Source organism: Pseudomonas fortuita (assembly GCF_026898135.2).
In the GTDB taxonomy this organism is placed as follows: domain Bacteria; phylum Pseudomonadota; class Gammaproteobacteria; order Pseudomonadales; family Pseudomonadaceae; genus Aquipseudomonas; species Aquipseudomonas fortuita.
The window spans coordinates 3,984,728-3,999,377 of sequence record NZ_CP114035.2 but is presented as its reverse complement, the minus strand read 5'-3'; the positions used below and the strand labels follow the sequence as shown (position 1 = coordinate 3,999,377).

General features: G+C 59.7%; 22 protein-coding genes and 1 tRNA gene. 12 read left to right on the top strand and 11 right to left on the bottom strand.

Features of this window, described 5'->3' with window-relative positions; genetic code table 11:
- The first annotated feature begins 182 nt into the window (after window positions 1–182).
- The gene (locus OZ911_RS18420; protein WP_016487887.1) at window positions 183–503 is read left to right on the top strand and encodes an I78 family peptidase inhibitor; all 321 of its coding nucleotides are present in this window, start codon (window positions 183–185) and stop codon (window positions 501–503) included.
- A gap of 188 nt (window positions 504–691) precedes the next feature.
- On the opposite strand, the gene OZ911_RS18415 is transcribed toward OZ911_RS18420, so the two are convergent.
- The gene (locus tag OZ911_RS18415) at window positions 692–904 is read right to left on the bottom strand and encodes a cold-shock protein (RefSeq protein WP_012273095.1); all 213 of its coding nucleotides are present in this window, start codon (window positions 902–904) and stop codon (window positions 692–694) included.
- 163 nt (window positions 905–1,067) lie between these two features.
- Window positions 1,068–1,373, bottom strand: a complete 306-nt coding sequence (locus OZ911_RS18410; RefSeq protein ID WP_023049112.1) for a hypothetical protein — start codon at window positions 1,371–1,373, stop codon at window positions 1,068–1,070.
- A gap of 337 nt (window positions 1,374–1,710) precedes the next feature.
- Between OZ911_RS18410 and thrS the strand changes: the two genes are divergently transcribed.
- The 9 genes from thrS to OZ911_RS18365 all read left to right on the top strand — a co-directional run bounded on the left by thrS (window position 1,711) and on the right by OZ911_RS18365 (window position 9,205).
- Window positions 1,711–3,633, top strand: a complete 1,923-nt coding sequence (thrS, locus tag OZ911_RS18405) for a threonine--tRNA ligase (RefSeq protein ID WP_016487885.1) — start codon at window positions 1,711–1,713, stop codon at window positions 3,631–3,633.
- On the top strand, window positions 3,633–4,184 hold the full coding sequence (gene infC / locus OZ911_RS18400) for a translation initiation factor IF-3 (protein ID WP_016487884.1): 552 nt from the start codon (window positions 3,633–3,635) through the stop codon (window positions 4,182–4,184). Before thrS ends, infC begins: the two co-directional genes overlap by 1 nt.
- Window positions 4,185–4,244: 60 nt before the next feature.
- On the top strand, window positions 4,245–4,439 hold the full coding sequence (gene rpmI / locus OZ911_RS18395; protein ID WP_003250667.1) for a 50S ribosomal protein L35: 195 nt from the start codon (window positions 4,245–4,247) through the stop codon (window positions 4,437–4,439).
- A gap of 27 nt (window positions 4,440–4,466) precedes the next feature.
- Window positions 4,467–4,823 carry a 50S ribosomal protein L20 gene (gene rplT / locus OZ911_RS18390; protein WP_009394046.1) on the top strand — a complete coding sequence of 119 codons (357 nt, stop codon included), beginning with the start codon at window positions 4,467–4,469 and terminating at the stop codon, window positions 4,821–4,823.
- Window positions 4,824–4,932: 109 nt separating this feature from the next.
- Window positions 4,933–5,949: a phenylalanine--tRNA ligase subunit alpha gene (gene pheS, locus OZ911_RS18385; RefSeq protein WP_016487883.1), complete on the top strand. Its 1,017-nt coding sequence runs from the start codon at window positions 4,933–4,935 to the stop codon at window positions 5,947–5,949.
- 31 nt (window positions 5,950–5,980) lie between these two features.
- Window positions 5,981–8,374, top strand: a complete 2,394-nt coding sequence (gene pheT, locus OZ911_RS18380; RefSeq protein WP_016487882.1) for a phenylalanine--tRNA ligase subunit beta — start codon at window positions 5,981–5,983, stop codon at window positions 8,372–8,374.
- A 4-nt stretch (window positions 8,375–8,378) separates the two neighbouring features.
- Window positions 8,379–8,681: an integration host factor subunit alpha gene (gene ihfA / locus OZ911_RS18375; protein ID WP_003250679.1), complete on the top strand. Its 303-nt coding sequence runs from the start codon at window positions 8,379–8,381 to the stop codon at window positions 8,679–8,681.
- Entirely contained in the window at window positions 8,662–9,018 is a 357-nt protein-coding gene (locus OZ911_RS18370; protein ID WP_003250681.1) for a MerR family transcriptional regulator, read from the top strand. Before ihfA ends, OZ911_RS18370 begins: the two co-directional genes overlap by 20 nt.
- Window positions 9,019–9,128: 110 nt before the next feature.
- Window positions 9,129–9,205: transfer RNA gene (locus tag OZ911_RS18365), tRNA-Pro, on the top strand.
- A 69-nt stretch (window positions 9,206–9,274) separates the two neighbouring features.
- Here the strand turns inward: OZ911_RS18365 and OZ911_RS18360 are convergent.
- From OZ911_RS18360 to OZ911_RS18330, 7 genes are read right to left on the bottom strand one after another with little or no spacing between them, the layout of a single operon-like run.
- Window positions 9,275–10,402, bottom strand: a complete 1,128-nt coding sequence (locus tag OZ911_RS18360) for a tyrosine-type recombinase/integrase (protein ID WP_237143262.1) — start codon at window positions 10,400–10,402, stop codon at window positions 9,275–9,277.
- Window positions 10,324–10,725, bottom strand: a complete 402-nt coding sequence (locus OZ911_RS18355; RefSeq protein ID WP_268968449.1) for a hypothetical protein — start codon at window positions 10,723–10,725, stop codon at window positions 10,324–10,326. Before OZ911_RS18355 ends, OZ911_RS18360 begins: the two co-directional genes overlap by 79 nt.
- Before the next feature lie 17 nt (window positions 10,726–10,742).
- Window positions 10,743–10,949, bottom strand: coding sequence for a hypothetical protein (locus tag OZ911_RS18350; RefSeq protein ID WP_268968700.1), 207 nt, complete (start codon window positions 10,947–10,949; stop codon window positions 10,743–10,745).
- 8 nt (window positions 10,950–10,957) lie between these two features.
- Window positions 10,958–11,335, bottom strand: coding sequence for an XkdD/Y8K6 family phage-associated protein (locus OZ911_RS18345; RefSeq protein WP_268968448.1), 378 nt, complete (start codon window positions 11,333–11,335; stop codon window positions 10,958–10,960).
- A 56-nt stretch (window positions 11,336–11,391) separates the two neighbouring features.
- Complete coding sequence (locus tag OZ911_RS18340) at window positions 11,392–11,874, bottom strand: class I SAM-dependent methyltransferase (RefSeq protein WP_060507224.1); 483 nt, start codon at window positions 11,872–11,874, stop codon at window positions 11,392–11,394.
- Entirely contained in the window at window positions 11,871–12,236 is a 366-nt protein-coding gene (locus tag OZ911_RS18335) for a phage protein NinX family protein (RefSeq protein WP_268968447.1), read from the bottom strand. Before OZ911_RS18335 ends, OZ911_RS18340 begins: the two co-directional genes overlap by 4 nt.
- On the bottom strand, window positions 12,233–12,727 hold the full coding sequence (locus OZ911_RS18330) for a hypothetical protein (RefSeq protein WP_268968446.1): 495 nt from the start codon (window positions 12,725–12,727) through the stop codon (window positions 12,233–12,235). Before OZ911_RS18330 ends, OZ911_RS18335 begins: the two co-directional genes overlap by 4 nt.
- A 176-nt stretch (window positions 12,728–12,903) precedes the next feature.
- Here OZ911_RS18330 and OZ911_RS18325 point away from each other — a divergent pair, with 176 nt between their 5' ends.
- Window positions 12,904–13,206: a hypothetical protein gene (locus OZ911_RS18325; RefSeq protein ID WP_268968445.1), complete on the top strand. Its 303-nt coding sequence runs from the start codon at window positions 12,904–12,906 to the stop codon at window positions 13,204–13,206.
- Between the two features lie 55 nt (window positions 13,207–13,261).
- Here OZ911_RS18325 and OZ911_RS18320 read toward each other — a convergent pair whose 3' ends face one another.
- Both OZ911_RS18320 and OZ911_RS18315 read right to left on the bottom strand, forming a co-directional pair.
- Window positions 13,262–13,939 (bottom strand): hypothetical protein, encoded by a 678-nt coding sequence (locus tag OZ911_RS18320; protein WP_268968444.1) that lies wholly within the window; start codon window positions 13,937–13,939, stop codon window positions 13,262–13,264.
- 84 nt (window positions 13,940–14,023) lie between these two features.
- Window positions 14,024–14,317 carry a hypothetical protein gene (locus OZ911_RS18315; RefSeq protein WP_268968443.1) on the bottom strand — a complete coding sequence of 98 codons (294 nt, stop codon included), beginning with the start codon at window positions 14,315–14,317 and terminating at the stop codon, window positions 14,024–14,026.
- A 108-nt stretch (window positions 14,318–14,425) separates the two neighbouring features.
- On the opposite strand from OZ911_RS18315, the gene OZ911_RS18310 reads away from it, so the two are divergent.
- Window positions 14,426–14,647, top strand: a complete 222-nt coding sequence (locus OZ911_RS18310; RefSeq protein WP_020193307.1) for a hypothetical protein — start codon at window positions 14,426–14,428, stop codon at window positions 14,645–14,647.
- Window positions 14,648–14,650 lie beyond the last annotated feature (3 nt).

The following is a 14,650-nucleotide window of genomic DNA, read 5'->3' as shown; positions in this document are numbered from 1 at the left end:
CATGGCTTTGCGCCAGTGACTGTGCGCGCTAAGCATATGGCAAACGCAGTGGGTTGTGCAAAATCCGGTCACGATTGCTTTTCGCCTCGCTGCCAGAGTTCAGGCAGACTTGACCGGTTTTGCAACGAATACCCAGCGGAGCTGTCGGAACAGACAGTTCCCGGACCTATTTAGGAGGCTTCATGTTCCGTACCCGTGCTTACCTGGCAACCCTGGCGGTGGCTGCTGTCCTGGCTGGTTGCAGCACTGGTGGCAACGCCGATGGTGGTGCTGTGCCAGCTTCGCCTGTAGCCAATGACGGCCGCTGCGATGCCAGTGGCGCCGATTTTGCCATTGGCAAGCCTGCCAGCGCCGAGCTGCTGGAGCAGGCACGCAAGGCCAGTGGCTCGCAGATGGCACGCATTCTCAAGCCGCACGACGTGGTAACCCTGGAGTACCGCTCCGAACGCCTGAACCTGAACGTGGACGAGCAGGGCAAGGTAACCCGCGTCAACTGCGGTTGATGCAGCTCCAAAGGCCCATGCGGTCCCTGTAGGAGCGGCCTTGCCGGGGCGCCGGACCGGCCGGAAAGGGCCGCAAAGCGGCCCCAGGTTTTTAGCTTCACCGCCTGAAGCAAAGAGCAGCGTGTGCCGCCTGGTCAGCGCCCATAAAAAAACCCGCCACAAGGGCGGGTTTTTTCACAGCTTCCGAATTACTCCGGACGAACCTGAGCAGCCTGCATGCCCTTCTGACCGCGCTCGGCGACGAAGGAAACAGTCTGACCTTCTTTCAGGCTCTTGAAGCCGTCGGATTCGATGGCTTTGAAGTGAACGAACAGGTCGTCGCCGCCGCCTTGTGGGGTGATGAAGCCGAAGCCTTTCTCATCATTGAACCATTTGACGGTGCCGGTTTGGCGATTGGACATGGGATGAATCTCCAGAAACTTGAAATTTTTCGAAGTGCCTAGACGCCTGAGCTGTCTGGCACAGAGGACATCATAGTCTAATTCTGCAGAACTAGCGCCTTTTACCTTCACCAGATGTTGATCTAACGCAAAATAGTTACCGGCGGTCACCGGCTTTAAGGGTTCAGCGCTTCGGTGCGCAGGCCTGTTGCACCACAGTCTGGGCCTTCTGCATCAGCTTGGCGTCAACGCCATCGTTGCTGTTAAGGTCGGCAATCTCGGCGTCGGTGAAATTCTTTTCGATGGCTCGTGCGCCGCAGTCGCAGTGTTTTTTCGCGGTGGCAGCGTCAACGCCCTGGCTGCCGGCCACTTGCGTGCACTGGGCGGTGTAGGCGGCCTCCTTCCCGGCGGGGAAGTTGCCAGCGTTCGCAGCCACGGGCAGCAGCAGGGCGCCAGCGGCCGCCAGGGCCAGAAGAGACGGAACTCGCATAACCAGTTACTCCTTGGGTCAAGGTCTCATCAAGAGTAGGTTGCTTCCTAAGGTCTGAGCCGTATTTTTCCGCGATAGTTCACCGCTGCGGTGCAATTTCCAAATATTTCTGCCTGGGGCGCAACCCGCGTGCTAGCATGCCCGGCTTGTAGTCGCGCTGTGCCGGCTGCAGCTATCTTTTTTCTTTCCAGTCACTCTGGTTCGTCCCTTGCAAGCCGAAAGGCTTCTGCCACTGTGAGGCAGGCTTCCTTATGAAGGAAGGCAGGCCGGATCTTGTACTGGCTCATCCCAACCCACGTGACCTTTGGTAGGGGTCACCACTAGGAGAGGAGGCGCCATGCCCATTATTACTCTTCCCGATGGCAGTCAACGTTCGTTTGACCACGCCGTATCCGTCGCCGACGTAGCCGCATCCATCGGTGCCGGCCTGGCCAAGGCTACGGTCGCCGGCAAGGTCGATGGCAAACTGGTCGACGCGTGCGACCTGATCAGCCACGACGCCACCCTGCAGATCATCACCCCTAAAGATGAAGAGGGACTGGAGATCATCCGTCACTCGTGCGCCCACTTGGTCGGCCACGCAGTGAAGCAGCTGTACCCGACCGCCAAGATGGTCATCGGCCCGGTTATCGATGAAGGCTTCTATTACGACATCGCCTACGAGCGCCCCTTCACCCCTGAAGACATGGCTGCCATCGAAAAGCGCATGATGGAGCTGATCGAGAAAGACTACGACGTGGTCAAGAAAGTGACCCCGCGCGCCGAAGTCATCGATGTGTTCAAGGCCCGTGGCGAAGACTACAAGCTGCGCCTGGTCGAGGACATGCCGGATGAGCAGGCCATGGGCCTGTATTATCACGAAGAATATGTCGACATGTGCCGTGGCCCGCACGTGCCGAACACCCGCTTCCTCAAGGCATTCAAGCTGACCAAGCTGTCCGGTGCCTACTGGCGCGGTGATGCCAAGAACGAGCAGCTGCAGCGCGTGTACGGCACCGCCTGGGCCGACAAAAAGCAGCTGGCTGCCTACGTTCAGCGCATCGAAGAAGCCGAAAAACGCGACCATCGCAAGATCGGCAAGCAGCTCGACTTGTTCCACCTGCAGGAAGAAGCCCCGGGCATGGTGTTCTGGCATGCCAACGGCTGGACTGTATACCAGGTGCTTGAGCAGTACATGCGCCAGGTTCAGCGCGCCAACGGCTACCTGGAAATCAAGACCCCGCAGGTTGTTGACCGTATTCTCTGGGAGCGTTCCGGGCATTGGTCCAACTACGCCGAGAACATGTTCACCACGTCGTCGGAAAGCCGTGACTACGCGGTAAAACCGATGAACTGCCCGTGCCACGTGCAGGTGTTCAACCAGGGCCTGAAAAGCTACCGCGACCTGCCGCTGCGCCTGGCCGAGTTTGGTGCCTGCCACCGTAACGAGCCGTCCGGCGCCCTGCACGGCATCATGCGCGTGCGTGGCTTCGTGCAGGACGACGCGCACATCTTCTGCACCGAAGACCAGGTGAAGAAAGAAGCCGCCGACTTCATCAAGCTGACCCTGGACGTGTACAAAGACTTCGGCTTCAGCGATATCGCCATGAAGTTGTCCACCCGTCCGGCCAAGCGTGTCGGTTCTGAAGAGCTGTGGGACCGTGCCGAATCGGCACTGGCCGACGCCCTGAACGAATCGGGCCTGGAGTGGGAATACCAGCCAGGCGAGGGCGCTTTCTATGGCCCGAAAATCGAGTTTACCTTGCGCGACTGCCTCGGCCGTAACTGGCAGTGTGGTACCCTGCAGTACGACCCGAACCTGCCAGAGCGTCTGGATGCCAGCTATATCGCCGAAGATAACAGCCGTGTTCGCCCGGTCATGCTGCACCGCGCCATCCTCGGTTCGTTCGAGCGCTTTATCGGCATGCTGATCGAGCACTACGCTGGCGTGTTCCCGGCGTGGCTGGCACCGACCCAGGCGGTGATCATGAATATCACCGACAAACAGGCCGATTTCGCCCTCGAGGTTGAGAAATCTCTGAACGGTAGCGGTTTCCGTGCCAAGTCGGACTTGAGAAATGAGAAGATCGGCTTTAAAATCCGCGAGCATACTTTGCTCAAGGTCCCGTACCTTTTGGTTATAGGGGATCGCGAAGTCGAAACGCAGACCGTTGCAGTGCGTACTCGCGAAGGCGCAGACCTGGGCTCCATGCCCGTCGCCCAATTCGCTGAGCTTCTGACACAAGCGGTTTCCCGGCGTGGTCGCCAAGAATCGGAGTAATGACTATTAAGCGTGAAATGAGAAACGATAAGCGTGCTGTACCGAAGGCCCCGATCAACGAGAATATCTCGGCCCGCGAGGTTCGGTTAATTGGCGCAGACGGCGAGCAGGTTGGCATCGTCTCGATTGATGAAGCGCTGCGTATCGCTGATGAAGCGAAGCTGGACCTGGTAGAAATCTCTGCAGACGCGGTACCGCCCGTCTGCAAGGTCATGGACTACGGCAAGCACCTCTTCGAGAAGAAGAAGCAGGCCAACGAAGCCAAGAAAAACCAGAAGCAGATCCAGATCAAAGAAATCAAGTTTCGTCCAGGGACGGAGGATGGGGATTACCAGGTAAAACTACGCAACCTGGTACGTTTCCTTACCGATGGGGACAAGGCCAAGATCTCTCTGAGATTCCGTGGTCGTGAGATGGCCCACCAGGAGCTGGGCATGGAGTTGTTGAAGCGGGTTGAAAATGACCTGCTTGAATACGGCACCGTTGAGCAGCATCCGAAGATGGAAGGACGCCAGCTTATGATGGTCATCGCCCCCAAGAAAAAGAAGTAATCTCCCGGGCACGGCAGGCCTGATGATTATGTGTAATTTTATCGAATGCGGAGTTCCAACATGCCAAAAATGAAAACCAAAAGCGGTGCTGCGAAGCGCTTCCTGAAGACAGCTTCGGGCTTCAAGCACAAGCACGCTTTCAAGAGCCACATCCTGACCAAAATGTCGACCAAGCGTAAGCGTCAACTGCGCGGTGCCAGCTTGCTGCACCCGTCTGACGTGGCAAAAGTCGAGCGCATGCTGCGCGTTCGTTAATTCTGGTTAAGATAGAGGAAGTTACTCATGGCTCGTGTTAAGCGTGGCGTCATCGCTCGTAAGCGTCACAAGAAAATTCTGAAACTGGCTAAAGGTTACTACGGTGCACGCTCGCGCGTATTCCGCGTAGCCAAGCAAGCGGTCATCAAGGCAGGCCAATACGCCTACCGCGACCGTCGCCAGAAGAAGCGTCAGTTCCGCGCACTGTGGATCGCTCGTATCAACGCCGGTGCCCGCAATAACGGTCTGTCCTACAGCCGTCTGATTGCTGGCCTGAAAAAGGCTTCGATCGAAATCGACCGTAAGGTTCTGGCCGATCTGGCAGTGAACGAAAAAGCGGCGTTTGCTGCGATTGTCGAGAAAGCTAAAGCCGTTCTGGCTTAAGTACCCGCGACAATCACCCGGCGGCGCTAGCGCCGTCGGGCATTGAACGTCATCGATAGGGGAAGAGCCTTCAAAGCTCTTCCCCTATTTTCGTATCTGGAGTCTGTACATGGAAAACCTGGATGCGCTGGTCTCCCAAGCCCTAGAGGCCGTGGAGCGCGCTGAAGACATCAATGCCCTGGAACAGATCCGGGTTAATTATCTCGGCAAGAAGGGCGAACTGACCCAGGTGATGAAGACCCTGGGCAACCTGCCAGCCGAAGAGCGGCCGAAAGTCGGCGCGCTGATCAACGACGCCAAAGAGCGCGTCACCGTTGTGCTCAATGCCCGCAAGGCTGCCTTTGAAGAAGCCGAGCTCAGCGCTCGCCTGGCTGCCGAATGCATTGACGTCACCCTGCCAGGCCGCGGCCAGGCCACCGGTGGCCTGCACCCGATCACCCGTACACTCGAGCGCATCGAGCAGTTCTTCACCCACATCGGCTACGGCATTGCCGAAGGCCCAGAGGTCGAAGACGACTACCACAACTTCGAAGCGCTCAACATCCCTGGCCACCACCCGGCGCGGGCGATGCACGATACCTTCTACTTCAATGCCAACATGCTGCTGCGCACCCACACCTCGCCGGTGCAGGTGCGGACCATGGAGTCCACCCAGCCGCCCATCCGCATTGTATGCCCGGGCCGCGTATACCGCTGTGACTCGGATATCACCCACTCGCCGATGTTCCACCAGGTCGAAGGCCTGCTGATCGATCGCGATATCAACTTCGCCGACCTCAAGGGCACTATCGAAGAATTCCTGCGGGTGTTCTTCGAAAAAGAACTGGCGGTGCGTTTCCGCCCGTCGTTCTTCCCCTTCACCGAGCCGTCCGCCGAAGTCGACATCCAGTGCGTGATGTGTTCCGGCAACGGCTGCCGCGTGTGCAAGCAAACCGGCTGGCTGGAAGTGATGGGCTGCGGCATGGTGCACCCGAGCGTGCTGCGCATGTCCGGCATCGACCCTGAAGAGTTCCAGGGCTTCGCCTTCGGCATGGGCGCCGAGCGCCTGGCCATGCTGCGCTATGGCGTCAACGATTTGCGTCTGTTCTTCGACAACGACCTGCGGTTCCTTGCCCAATTCCGCTAGGCCCAATCGACGCACATTCTAGGAGAACAGCATGAAATTCAGTGAACAGTGGCTGCGCGGTTGGGTAAACCCGCAAGTCTCCCGTGACGAACTGGTCGCCCGCCTGTCCATGGCCGGCCTCGAAGTCGACAGCGTTACCCCCGCTGCCGGCCAGTTCAGCGGCATTGTCGTGGGCGAAATCCTCGCCACCGAACAGCACCCGGACGCCGACAAGCTGCGCGTGTGCCAGGTGAGCAACGGCCAGGAAACTTTCCAGGTCGTGTGCGGCGCCCCTAACGCCCGCCCAGGCATCAAGGTGCCGTTCGCCATGATCGGCGCCGAGCTGTCTGGCGACTTCAAGATCAAGAAGGCCAAGCTGCGCGGCGTCGAGTCCTTCGGCATGCTGTGCTCGGCGGCCGAGCTGGAAATCAGCGAAGAGAACGACGGCCTGCTGGAGTTGGCGGCTGATGCCCCGGTTGGCGAAAACATTCGCACCTACCTGAGCTTGGACGACGCCAGCATCGAGATCGGCCTGACGCCCAACCGCGGTGACTGCCTGTCCATCGCCGGCCTGGCCCGCGACGTCAGCGCGTTGTACGACACCCCGGTCACCCGCCCGGTGGTGCCTGCCGTAGCGCCTGCCCACGACGAAGTGCGCCCGGTGGAGGTCAGCGCCCCGGCTGCCTGCCCACGCTACCTGGGCCGCGTTATCCGTAACGTCGACCTGAGCAAGCCGACCCCACTGTGGATGGTCGAACGCCTGCGCCGCAGCGACGTGCGCAGCATCGACGCTGCCGTCGACATCACCAACTACGTGATGCTCGAACTCGGCCAGCCGATGCACGCCTTCGACCTGGCAGAAATCAACGGCGGCATCCGCGTACGCATGGCCGAAGAGGGCGAAAAACTCGTCCTGCTCGACGGCCAGGAAGTTGCCCTGCGCGCAGACACCCTGGTAATCGCCGACCACACCCGCGCCCTGGCCATCGCCGGCGTCATGGGTGGCGAGCACAGCGGTGTGAACACCGAAAAAACCCGCGACCTGTTCCTGGAAAGCGCCTTCTTCGAGCCGATTTCCGTTGCCGGTAAAGCCCGTTCCTACGGCCTGCACACCGATGCCTCGCACCGCTACGAGCGCGGCGTCGACTCGCAGCTGGCCCGCGAAGCTATCGAGCGCGCCACCCAGCTGCTGCTGGACATCGTTGGCGGCGAAGCCGGCCCGGTCGTTGAAGCTGTCAGCGAGCAACACCTGCCAAAAGTGGCCCCCGTCACCCTGCGCGCCGAACGCATCACCCAGATGCTCGGCATGGAAATGGACCCAGCCCAGGTCGAGCAACTGCTCAACGCTCTGGAGCTGACCACCACCAAGAGTGGCGGCTCTGAAGGTGTAGCGCAGTGGACCGTCAACGTCCCGAGCCACCGCTTCGACATCAGCCTGGAAGTGGACCTGATCGAAGAGCTGGCCCGCCTGTACGGCTACAACAACCTGCCGGTTCGCTACCCGCAAGCCCGCCTGGCGCCAAAAGGCAAGCCGGAAACCCGCGGTGACCTGCCGACCCTGCGCCGCCTGCTGGTTGCCCGCGGCTACCAGGAAGCCATCACCTACAGTTTCATCGACCCGAAACTGTTCGAACTGTTCAGCCCGGGCGTAGAGCCGCTGTTGCTGGCCAACCCCATTTCCAGCGACATGGCCGCCATGCGCGCCTCGCTGTGGCCGGGCCTGGTCAAGGCACTGCAGCACAACCTGAACCGCCAGCAAGACCGCGTGCGCCTGTTCGAAAGCGGCCTGCGCTTCGTCGGCCAACTGGGTGACCTGCAACAGCAGCCAATGATTGCCGGCGTAATCACCGGCAGCCGCCTGCCAGAAGGCTGGGCCAACGGCCGCGACGGCGTCGACTTCTTCGACGTAAAAGCCGACGTCGAAGCCCTGCTGGGCTACTCCGGCGCCCTGAGCGACTTCACCTTCAGCGCCGGCAAACACCCAGCCCTGCACCCAGGCCAGACCGCCGCCATCGAGCGCGACGGCAAACTGGTCGGCTACCTTGGCGCCATCCACCCAGAGCTGGCCAAAGCCCTGGGCCTGGATCGCCCGGTGTTCCTGTTCGAGCTGGTGCTGGGCGATGTGGTCGAAGGCCGCCTGCCGAAATTCAGCGAGCTGTCCAAGTTCCCGGAAACCCGTCGCGACCTGGCTTTGATTGCAGGACGTGATGTAGCTTCTAGCGCGGTGCTTGAATTAATTCGTGACAATGCAGGCGAATGGCTCACAGACCTCAGGCTGTTTGATGTCTACCAAGGTAAAGGCATTGATCCTGATAGAAAAAGCCTTGCCGTTGGCTTGACCTGGCAGCATCCATCGCGCACTCTTAACGACGATGAGGTGAACACTACCCTGCAAAACATCCTCACCTCGCTCGAACAAAGGTTGAACACCACGTTAAGGAAATAACGGCATGGGTGCTCTGACGAAAGCTGAGATGGCCGAAAGGCTGTACGAGGAGCTGGGGCTTAACAAGCGTGAGGCCAAGGAGCTGGTCGAGCTGTTTTTCGAAGAAATTCGGCACGCACTTGAAGAGAACGAGCAGGTGAAGCTGTCCGGTTTCGGCAACTTCGACCTTCGCGACAAACGCCAGCGGCCGGGCCGCAACCCTAAAACAGGGGAAGAGATCCCGATCACTGCACGGCGCGTCGTCACCTTTCGTCCAGGGCAGAAGTTGAAGGCCCGGGTTGAGGCCTATGCTGGAACCAAGCCATAACGACGAACTGCCCCCCATACCGGGCAAACGCTACTTCACCATTGGTGAAGTCAGCGAGCTGTGTGCTGTAAAGCCACACGTGCTGCGGTACTGGGAGCAGGAGTTCGACCAGCTTAATCCTGTGAAGCGGCGGGGGAATCGGCGGTATTATCAGCGGCAGGATGTGCTGATGATCCGCCAGATTCGTGCGCTGCTTTATGACCAAGGGTTCACCATTGGCGGGGCGCGGTTACGGCTCTCCAGTGATGAGGCTAAGGATGAATCCAGCCAGTACAAGCAGCTGATTCGGCAGATGATTGTTGAGTTGGAGGATGTGTTGGTGGTTTTGAAGAAGTGAGATCTTTCGCATAGGTGGAATTTTTTTAAGAAAAAGCTTCCACTTATCAGATGGTTAGGGTACATTCTTCAACGTCCTCAGCAACATTGAGGACATGCTTCAAGCCCAGTCGGGGCGTAGCGCAGCCCGGTAGCGCACTTGCATGGGGTGCAAGGGGTCGAGTGTTCGAATCACTCCGTCCCGACCATATATTTCAACGACTTAGCCACCTTCGGGTGGCTTTGTCGTTTTTGCATGTGGGGAGTTTTTCGGGACTTCATCCGATTTTCCTCTTCAAGATCGTCAACACCGGCCCGCGGGAGTCAGTTGTTGATACCATGTTCGCAGCCTCAATCAGCTTGCCCAGCTCAGCGCCGGAGTAGTGGCTGGTGATGCTGCCGTTCTTGTGCCCGAGCAGTGACTTCCGATCCTCTTCAGTAACGCCTGCTGCCCGCAGTCGTCGACCGAAGGTGTGCTTCAAGTCGTGAATCCTGATCGAGGCATATCCAGGGTGAGCGGGGCGAAGGTTTTCCTCCTGCCAGAGTTTCGCCGCTCTCACCCGTGCCTTCTTCCATGCCGAGTCGTTCATCCGGTGCATCGCGGTGCCGTTGTATGGGAATACCCATTCCTTGCTGATCCCGCGCTGCCTTTCAATGATCGACTTCGCCACGTTATTCAGCACCACCAGGCGCTCGTCGCCATTCTTTACGCCCGAACGGGCGTGTCTCCCGCCGAAGTCAGCAGGGATCAGGAAAACACTGGTTCCCAGTTCCGGCACCGATATTTCCCAATCCCATCTCAGCTTGCACACCTCTTGCTCCCGGCAGCCCGTGTTTACCTTGAACAGGGCCATCGTTTGCAGATGGCCCGGCAACTCGTTGAAGAGGATTGACTGCTCTTCCCATGACATTGGGTAGGGCTTACGGCTCGACTTCTTCTCTTCGAGCTTTCTCAGCATGGGCACACTGTCCAGCCATGGCCTGCGATCATCGTCTCGCCACTTCCTGGCGCAGAGCGTCAAAACCCGGACCGCGCGCTCGATGGCGATGTTGATCGTCCGGTTGCTCACGGCCTTTTCAATGGTCCCATCCGGCAGAACTTTTTCTGTCTGCCGGTCCCTGATAAACGGCTCCAGCGCCTGGTCATCGATGTGCGTCAGCGGCAGGTGGCCCAGGTACGGGTGAAGCTGCTTCATGCACAAGGCAGTGAGGTGGATGGATGGCTGATCCTTGACCTCAAGGAGGTAGCGCATTGCCGCCTCCTCCCAGGTGTGCACCTGCCGAACGCCATAGACCTTCCTTTGACGCAGCTGCTCGAGCTTGTGGATCAGGTACTGCTCTGCCTCTTCCCGGTCACCAGTTCCAGTACTTTCTCGAATTCGCTCCCCTTTGTAGACTTTATCGATTTGCCAGACACCGCCCTTCTCGTAGAGGCCGGTGATCGTTTTTCGCGCCATGTATCATCTCCTCGGCGCTCGCTGCGGGGCCGATTGTTGTCCTGTCCGGTGGCTTTTTCAATCGCCTTGGCCTCGATGTAGGCGTCCGCCCACTCATCAAGCTCCTGGCGGTCAAAGGCCACGCCCTGTTTTCCGATGGGGAATTCCCGCACGTTCGGCCTGACCGTCTTGTTGAACTCATCCCGGCACATGCCGAGATACCCAGGCGCATCGCCGAACCGGATGAACCGCGGCTGAATGCTTGAGGGCTTTGCTGCTGTGGCATTCGCCATATTGGTCTCCATGCCATTCAGGCCGTGAAGTGGTGCCCGACCTTCGCCGCCCGGGCGGCTTCCTCGGTGCGGAACATGAGCCGTGTTTTGCTGGTGCTGCCCCAGCTGTTGTATTCGACGTCGACCCACCAGGCGCCGAACTTGCGGTACGGCTCGCCGAGGATCTTCGTGACGTAGCAGTCGATCAGGTTCGTGGATGGTCTCCACGCCGCCGGTGGCGGCAGGTTGGTGGTCAGATCGTGGCCTGGGCGATGGTCTGCTCGAAGCGCGAAGCCAGTTCGGCGTTGACCTCGGCCTTTGCCAAGCTGTCGGCGGTGCCCTTGGCGCGGTGCAGGGCTTCGTACTTGCGCAGCTGGGCAGCGGCTTCGATCAGATCCCTCAGCAGCAGGGGCGCCGCGGCGATCAGCTTGGCGTTGGCCCGGCGCAGATCCCGGCTGAGTTCAGCAGGTCCGATCTCGGTGAAGGTCACGCAGTCGCCGCAATCAGCGATCATCCAGCCGTCAGAGGGGAGCGCCTTCACACCATCACCACTATCGGCGCCGAGGCCGGTGAAGACTTCGGTTTCGTTCAGGACTTCCCATGGGCCGGGCGTGTTTTTGTGATTTGTCATGGCAATAGCTCTCCATGCCCGCGCATGTCGGCGGGCTTGAGTTGTAGGGGGAGGGGTTAGGCTGCTGGACGCTTCATGAAGGTGATCCAGTGCGTCTTTTCGCGCTTGCCGGACTTGTGGCCAAACAAGGGCTTCTCATCGGTAAGGGCCAACAGCTCGCTGACCAGCACCTGGGTTTCGTTCCACTTGAAGATCAGAATTCCCTCGGGCTCCAGCACGCGGAAGCACTCGGCGAAGCCCTGGCGGATATCCTCCCGCCAGTCGCTGGTCAGCAGTCCGTACTTGGCGCGCATCCAGCTATCGACGCCGGCCCGGGTGAGGTGCGGCGGATCGAACACGACCAGGCGGAAGGTTGAGGCCTCGAAGGGCAGGCTACGGAAGTCCATCAGCACATCGGGCTCAACCTTCAGCACACGGCCGTCGCAGAGCAGGTGCTCTTCGTCGCGGATGTCACCGAACAGGGCGCGCTGGTCCTCCTTGTCGAACCACATCATGCGACTGGCGCTGCAAGGGTCGAGAACTTTGGCTGCGGCGCTCACGGCATCAGCTCCTTCGGCACCTGGACGGTATCGCCGAGCTTGGTGATGACGAGGGTGCGGCAGAAGGCGATCAATGCGGTTGGCCCGTAGAGCCAGATGCCGGCACCTGCAGGACCGGCGCTGTACCGGCAACTGTCGTCCTCCAGATGCGAGTTGTGATGGGCGCTGCCCAGGTGCTTATCGAACAGGGGCCCGCCTTGGGCCCAGTTCCAGCTCGGGCGCCAGGCACTGGTGTCATCCGGCAGCTTTCGCACCCATCCTTGGTGATCTATGAAGACCGGTACCGCTTCGGCCTTCGCCACCGCCCAGTCCAGCGCCGCGCCGATCAGGTTGGATACCCTCACTACGATCAGGTCGGTCATGGCTCTACCTCAGCACTGTCTTTGATTTCCTCAAACCGGTACGTCTTGATGACCCGTTCCTCGACGCCGGTGACCTTGATGAACTTGGCCTCATTCACCCACGGGTAGGCATTTGGCTCGCCGTGCTTGCCGCCGCCGCTCATCTCGCAGAAGGCGAGGGCACGACCATCGGGCAGGATGAAGGCCTTTACGTCGACCTCGTAGTTTCTGCCCCAGCTGTAGTGGCACCACTCGGGGATACCACTTACTGTTTCAGCCTCGTAGCGGACCTCGTTGGTGGCATCGTCATGCTCGTTTTCTTCGAAAAGAACCTCGAGCAGCTCGCCAGGTGCCGCAGCCAGGAAGGCCAAATCGACGGAAGTAGATTGCCCATCGTCATCGGTAAACGTGTAGTCGTAGCCGAACTGGAGGCCCTTGCGCATGACAAGCAGCTTGGCCAGTTGGCTTGCGGTGAGATCGCTCAGGGAGGCGTGGATGTTTTCATTGAGCACGAGAAGTCCTTGGCCGCCAAAGCGGCAGTAGTTGTACAAGTTATTGGAGGTGTAGAAGTTTGGGGGCCGGTGGTCTGAATCAGTTCACAGTTCGGCCTTTTCCAGTTGTGCAGCGACACCGCTTCGCTATGGTGGTCTTTGGCCATACACAAAAAACTTCAGTCGTAGGAGGCGGCATGCGAATTCGCGGAGACGTTTATTGGCAGTGGGCGGATCCCACGCTCCACCACCGGGAGCACGACGAAACTCTGGCCGACGGCACGTTTATCGATGTTCAGGTGAGGCTCTCGCGCACGGGTGACACGCAAATGTTTATCGGCGTCTATGCGCCTGGCGGTGCTGCGCTTCACGAAGAGGCCTTCGACTCCCGCCCAGGCGAATCGATGACCAGGGCATTAGCGTGGGGCGTGGGGCGTGCTCGCCTCATCGCTATCGAGGGCCTGGCCGCAACGAATAAGCTTGCGGCGTGCTCGAAATAGAGGGGCGAGGGGTTACAGCTGGGTGGAGTACAAATGTGCTCCTGCCAGCTGTTCGCTACCTGGCGACCTCCGGCTCGAGAGCGAGCCCCTTCACGGCCTCGCTGTAAATGAATTTGATCTGGTCCCACGGGATCGTGTGGCGCTGAGCGAATTCACCCTCGCCATCGCAGATCTCGCAGCCCTCTGCTGGGTCATCCAGTTCAAGGCATTCGGGGCATTCGCGGGTTACCTCCAGCTTGAACTCACCAAGCAACAGGGCTTTCGCGCCATTCTCGGCGGTGAGCCGCCTGGGCATGAGGCAGTAGCCGTCGGGGATCGCCGGCGCGCTCGACTCCGTCATCGGCCCCAGACCAACAATCGGCAGCCCAGTCGCCGCCGCATCCCTCTCTGCCTCTTCTTTGGTCCACCAGATGGCAGTACCAACCATCCAGGCTATAGGCTCGGGCTGGGGCTGCGGGGCAGGCAGTAGATCGGATAGCGCGATATCCGGCGCGGTGCACTGGGCAGCATCAATCGCTGCCATGGCTAGGGCTCGGTCAGTCATGGTCGGAACGCCCTTCAGGCGAGTGATGCACGCTGTAGCAGCGTCGACCTGCTTTTCGGTCCAGATGCTGCGCTCTACCAGCATGTAGCCTTCGGGCACGCTGACCATACCGAGGATCCCCTCGATATGGTCATGCTGCTCGATGGTGCTGGATCGGTTTTCTGTGGGCATGGGGATATCTCGCTTCATGCTGCTTTCGGCTCCGGCTGCCATTCGGTCCAGCCGATTCGCGGCATCTTGGTCTTGGGGTTCAGGATGGGCTTGCCCTTCGCGTCAGTCATCGCGCAGCGGGCTCGTATGCGCAGATCCCGGCAATCGCCAGAGCGCTTGGCCAGATCCATGAACTGCTGGGCGTACTGGGGGGGCGTCGAACATGTTGCTGAGCTGCTTCACCTTCTCGCCGCTCATGAGCTTGTCGACGTACTTGGCGACCGCCTCCTCCCACTGCGCAGGCGTCAGCTGAATTGAGGGGCCGCCCGGCTTGCCAGGCTTGTTGGTTTTGACGCGCTTTTTGGCCTCGGCCAGCGCTACATCACGGGTCATGCCGAACACTGCGAATGTGCTCATGATGATCTCCAGGCAGGCGCCGCCCTCGCCGGGGAGGCGTTTATTAGTGGCAATTTGATGTCGTTTGGTCTATTGGTTGTGATTCCAGACCAGCGAGTTGAATCCCCGATGGACCGCGAGCCAACAAACCAGGAAGTCGCAGCAGTTCTCGGAATTGATGAGGATCAGGTTGATAAGTACCGTCAGGAGGCTGTGCTATTGGGCGACGGTTCCTGGCTGATCCACTTTTCCTACGACATGCCGCGAGAGCTGCGGCACAGCTTCACTGGTAGCTTCACGGCGATCGTCGAATGCGTTGCAACTTGTGTTGACGCCCGCTCAGTCGACTGAGGC

What these genes read in the sequence shown, in the direction of transcription:
- OZ911_RS18420 (WP_016487887.1), top strand. Translation starts at nt 183, where the DNA reads ATGTTCCGTACCCGTGCTTACCTGGCAACCCTGGCGGTGGCTGCTGTC.
- OZ911_RS18415 (WP_012273095.1), bottom strand. Translation starts at nt 904, where the DNA reads ATGTCCAATCGCCAAACCGGCACCGTCAAATGGTTCAATGATGAGAAA.
- OZ911_RS18410 (WP_023049112.1), bottom strand. Translation starts at nt 1,373, where the DNA reads ATGCGAGTTCCGTCTCTTCTGGCCCTGGCGGCCGCTGGCGCCCTGCTG.
- thrS (WP_016487885.1), top strand. Translation starts at nt 1,711, where the DNA reads ATGCCCATTATTACTCTTCCCGATGGCAGTCAACGTTCGTTTGACCAC.
- infC (WP_016487884.1), top strand. Translation starts at nt 3,633, where the DNA reads ATGACTATTAAGCGTGAAATGAGAAACGATAAGCGTGCTGTACCGAAG.
- rpmI (WP_003250667.1), top strand. Translation starts at nt 4,245, where the DNA reads ATGCCAAAAATGAAAACCAAAAGCGGTGCTGCGAAGCGCTTCCTGAAG.
- rplT (WP_009394046.1), top strand. Translation starts at nt 4,467, where the DNA reads ATGGCTCGTGTTAAGCGTGGCGTCATCGCTCGTAAGCGTCACAAGAAA.
- pheS (WP_016487883.1), top strand. Translation starts at nt 4,933, where the DNA reads ATGGAAAACCTGGATGCGCTGGTCTCCCAAGCCCTAGAGGCCGTGGAG.
- pheT (WP_016487882.1), top strand. Translation starts at nt 5,981, where the DNA reads ATGAAATTCAGTGAACAGTGGCTGCGCGGTTGGGTAAACCCGCAAGTC.
- ihfA (WP_003250679.1), top strand. Translation starts at nt 8,379, where the DNA reads ATGGGTGCTCTGACGAAAGCTGAGATGGCCGAAAGGCTGTACGAGGAG.
- OZ911_RS18370 (WP_003250681.1), top strand. Translation starts at nt 8,662, where the DNA reads ATGCTGGAACCAAGCCATAACGACGAACTGCCCCCCATACCGGGCAAA.
- OZ911_RS18355 (WP_268968449.1), bottom strand. Translation starts at nt 10,725, where the DNA reads ATGGCGAATGCCACAGCAGCAAAGCCCTCAAGCATTCAGCCGCGGTTC.
- OZ911_RS18345 (WP_268968448.1), bottom strand. Translation starts at nt 11,335, where the DNA reads ATGACAAATCACAAAAACACGCCCGGCCCATGGGAAGTCCTGAACGAA.
- OZ911_RS18335 (WP_268968447.1), bottom strand. Translation starts at nt 12,236, where the DNA reads ATGACCGACCTGATCGTAGTGAGGGTATCCAACCTGATCGGCGCGGCG.
- OZ911_RS18325 (WP_268968445.1), top strand. Translation starts at nt 12,904, where the DNA reads ATGCGAATTCGCGGAGACGTTTATTGGCAGTGGGCGGATCCCACGCTC.
- OZ911_RS18320 (WP_268968444.1), bottom strand. Translation starts at nt 13,939, where the DNA reads ATGAAGCGAGATATCCCCATGCCCACAGAAAACCGATCCAGCACCATC.
- OZ911_RS18315 (WP_268968443.1), bottom strand. Translation starts at nt 14,317, where the DNA reads ATGAGCACATTCGCAGTGTTCGGCATGACCCGTGATGTAGCGCTGGCC.
- OZ911_RS18310 (WP_020193307.1), top strand. Translation starts at nt 14,426, where the DNA reads ATGGACCGCGAGCCAACAAACCAGGAAGTCGCAGCAGTTCTCGGAATT.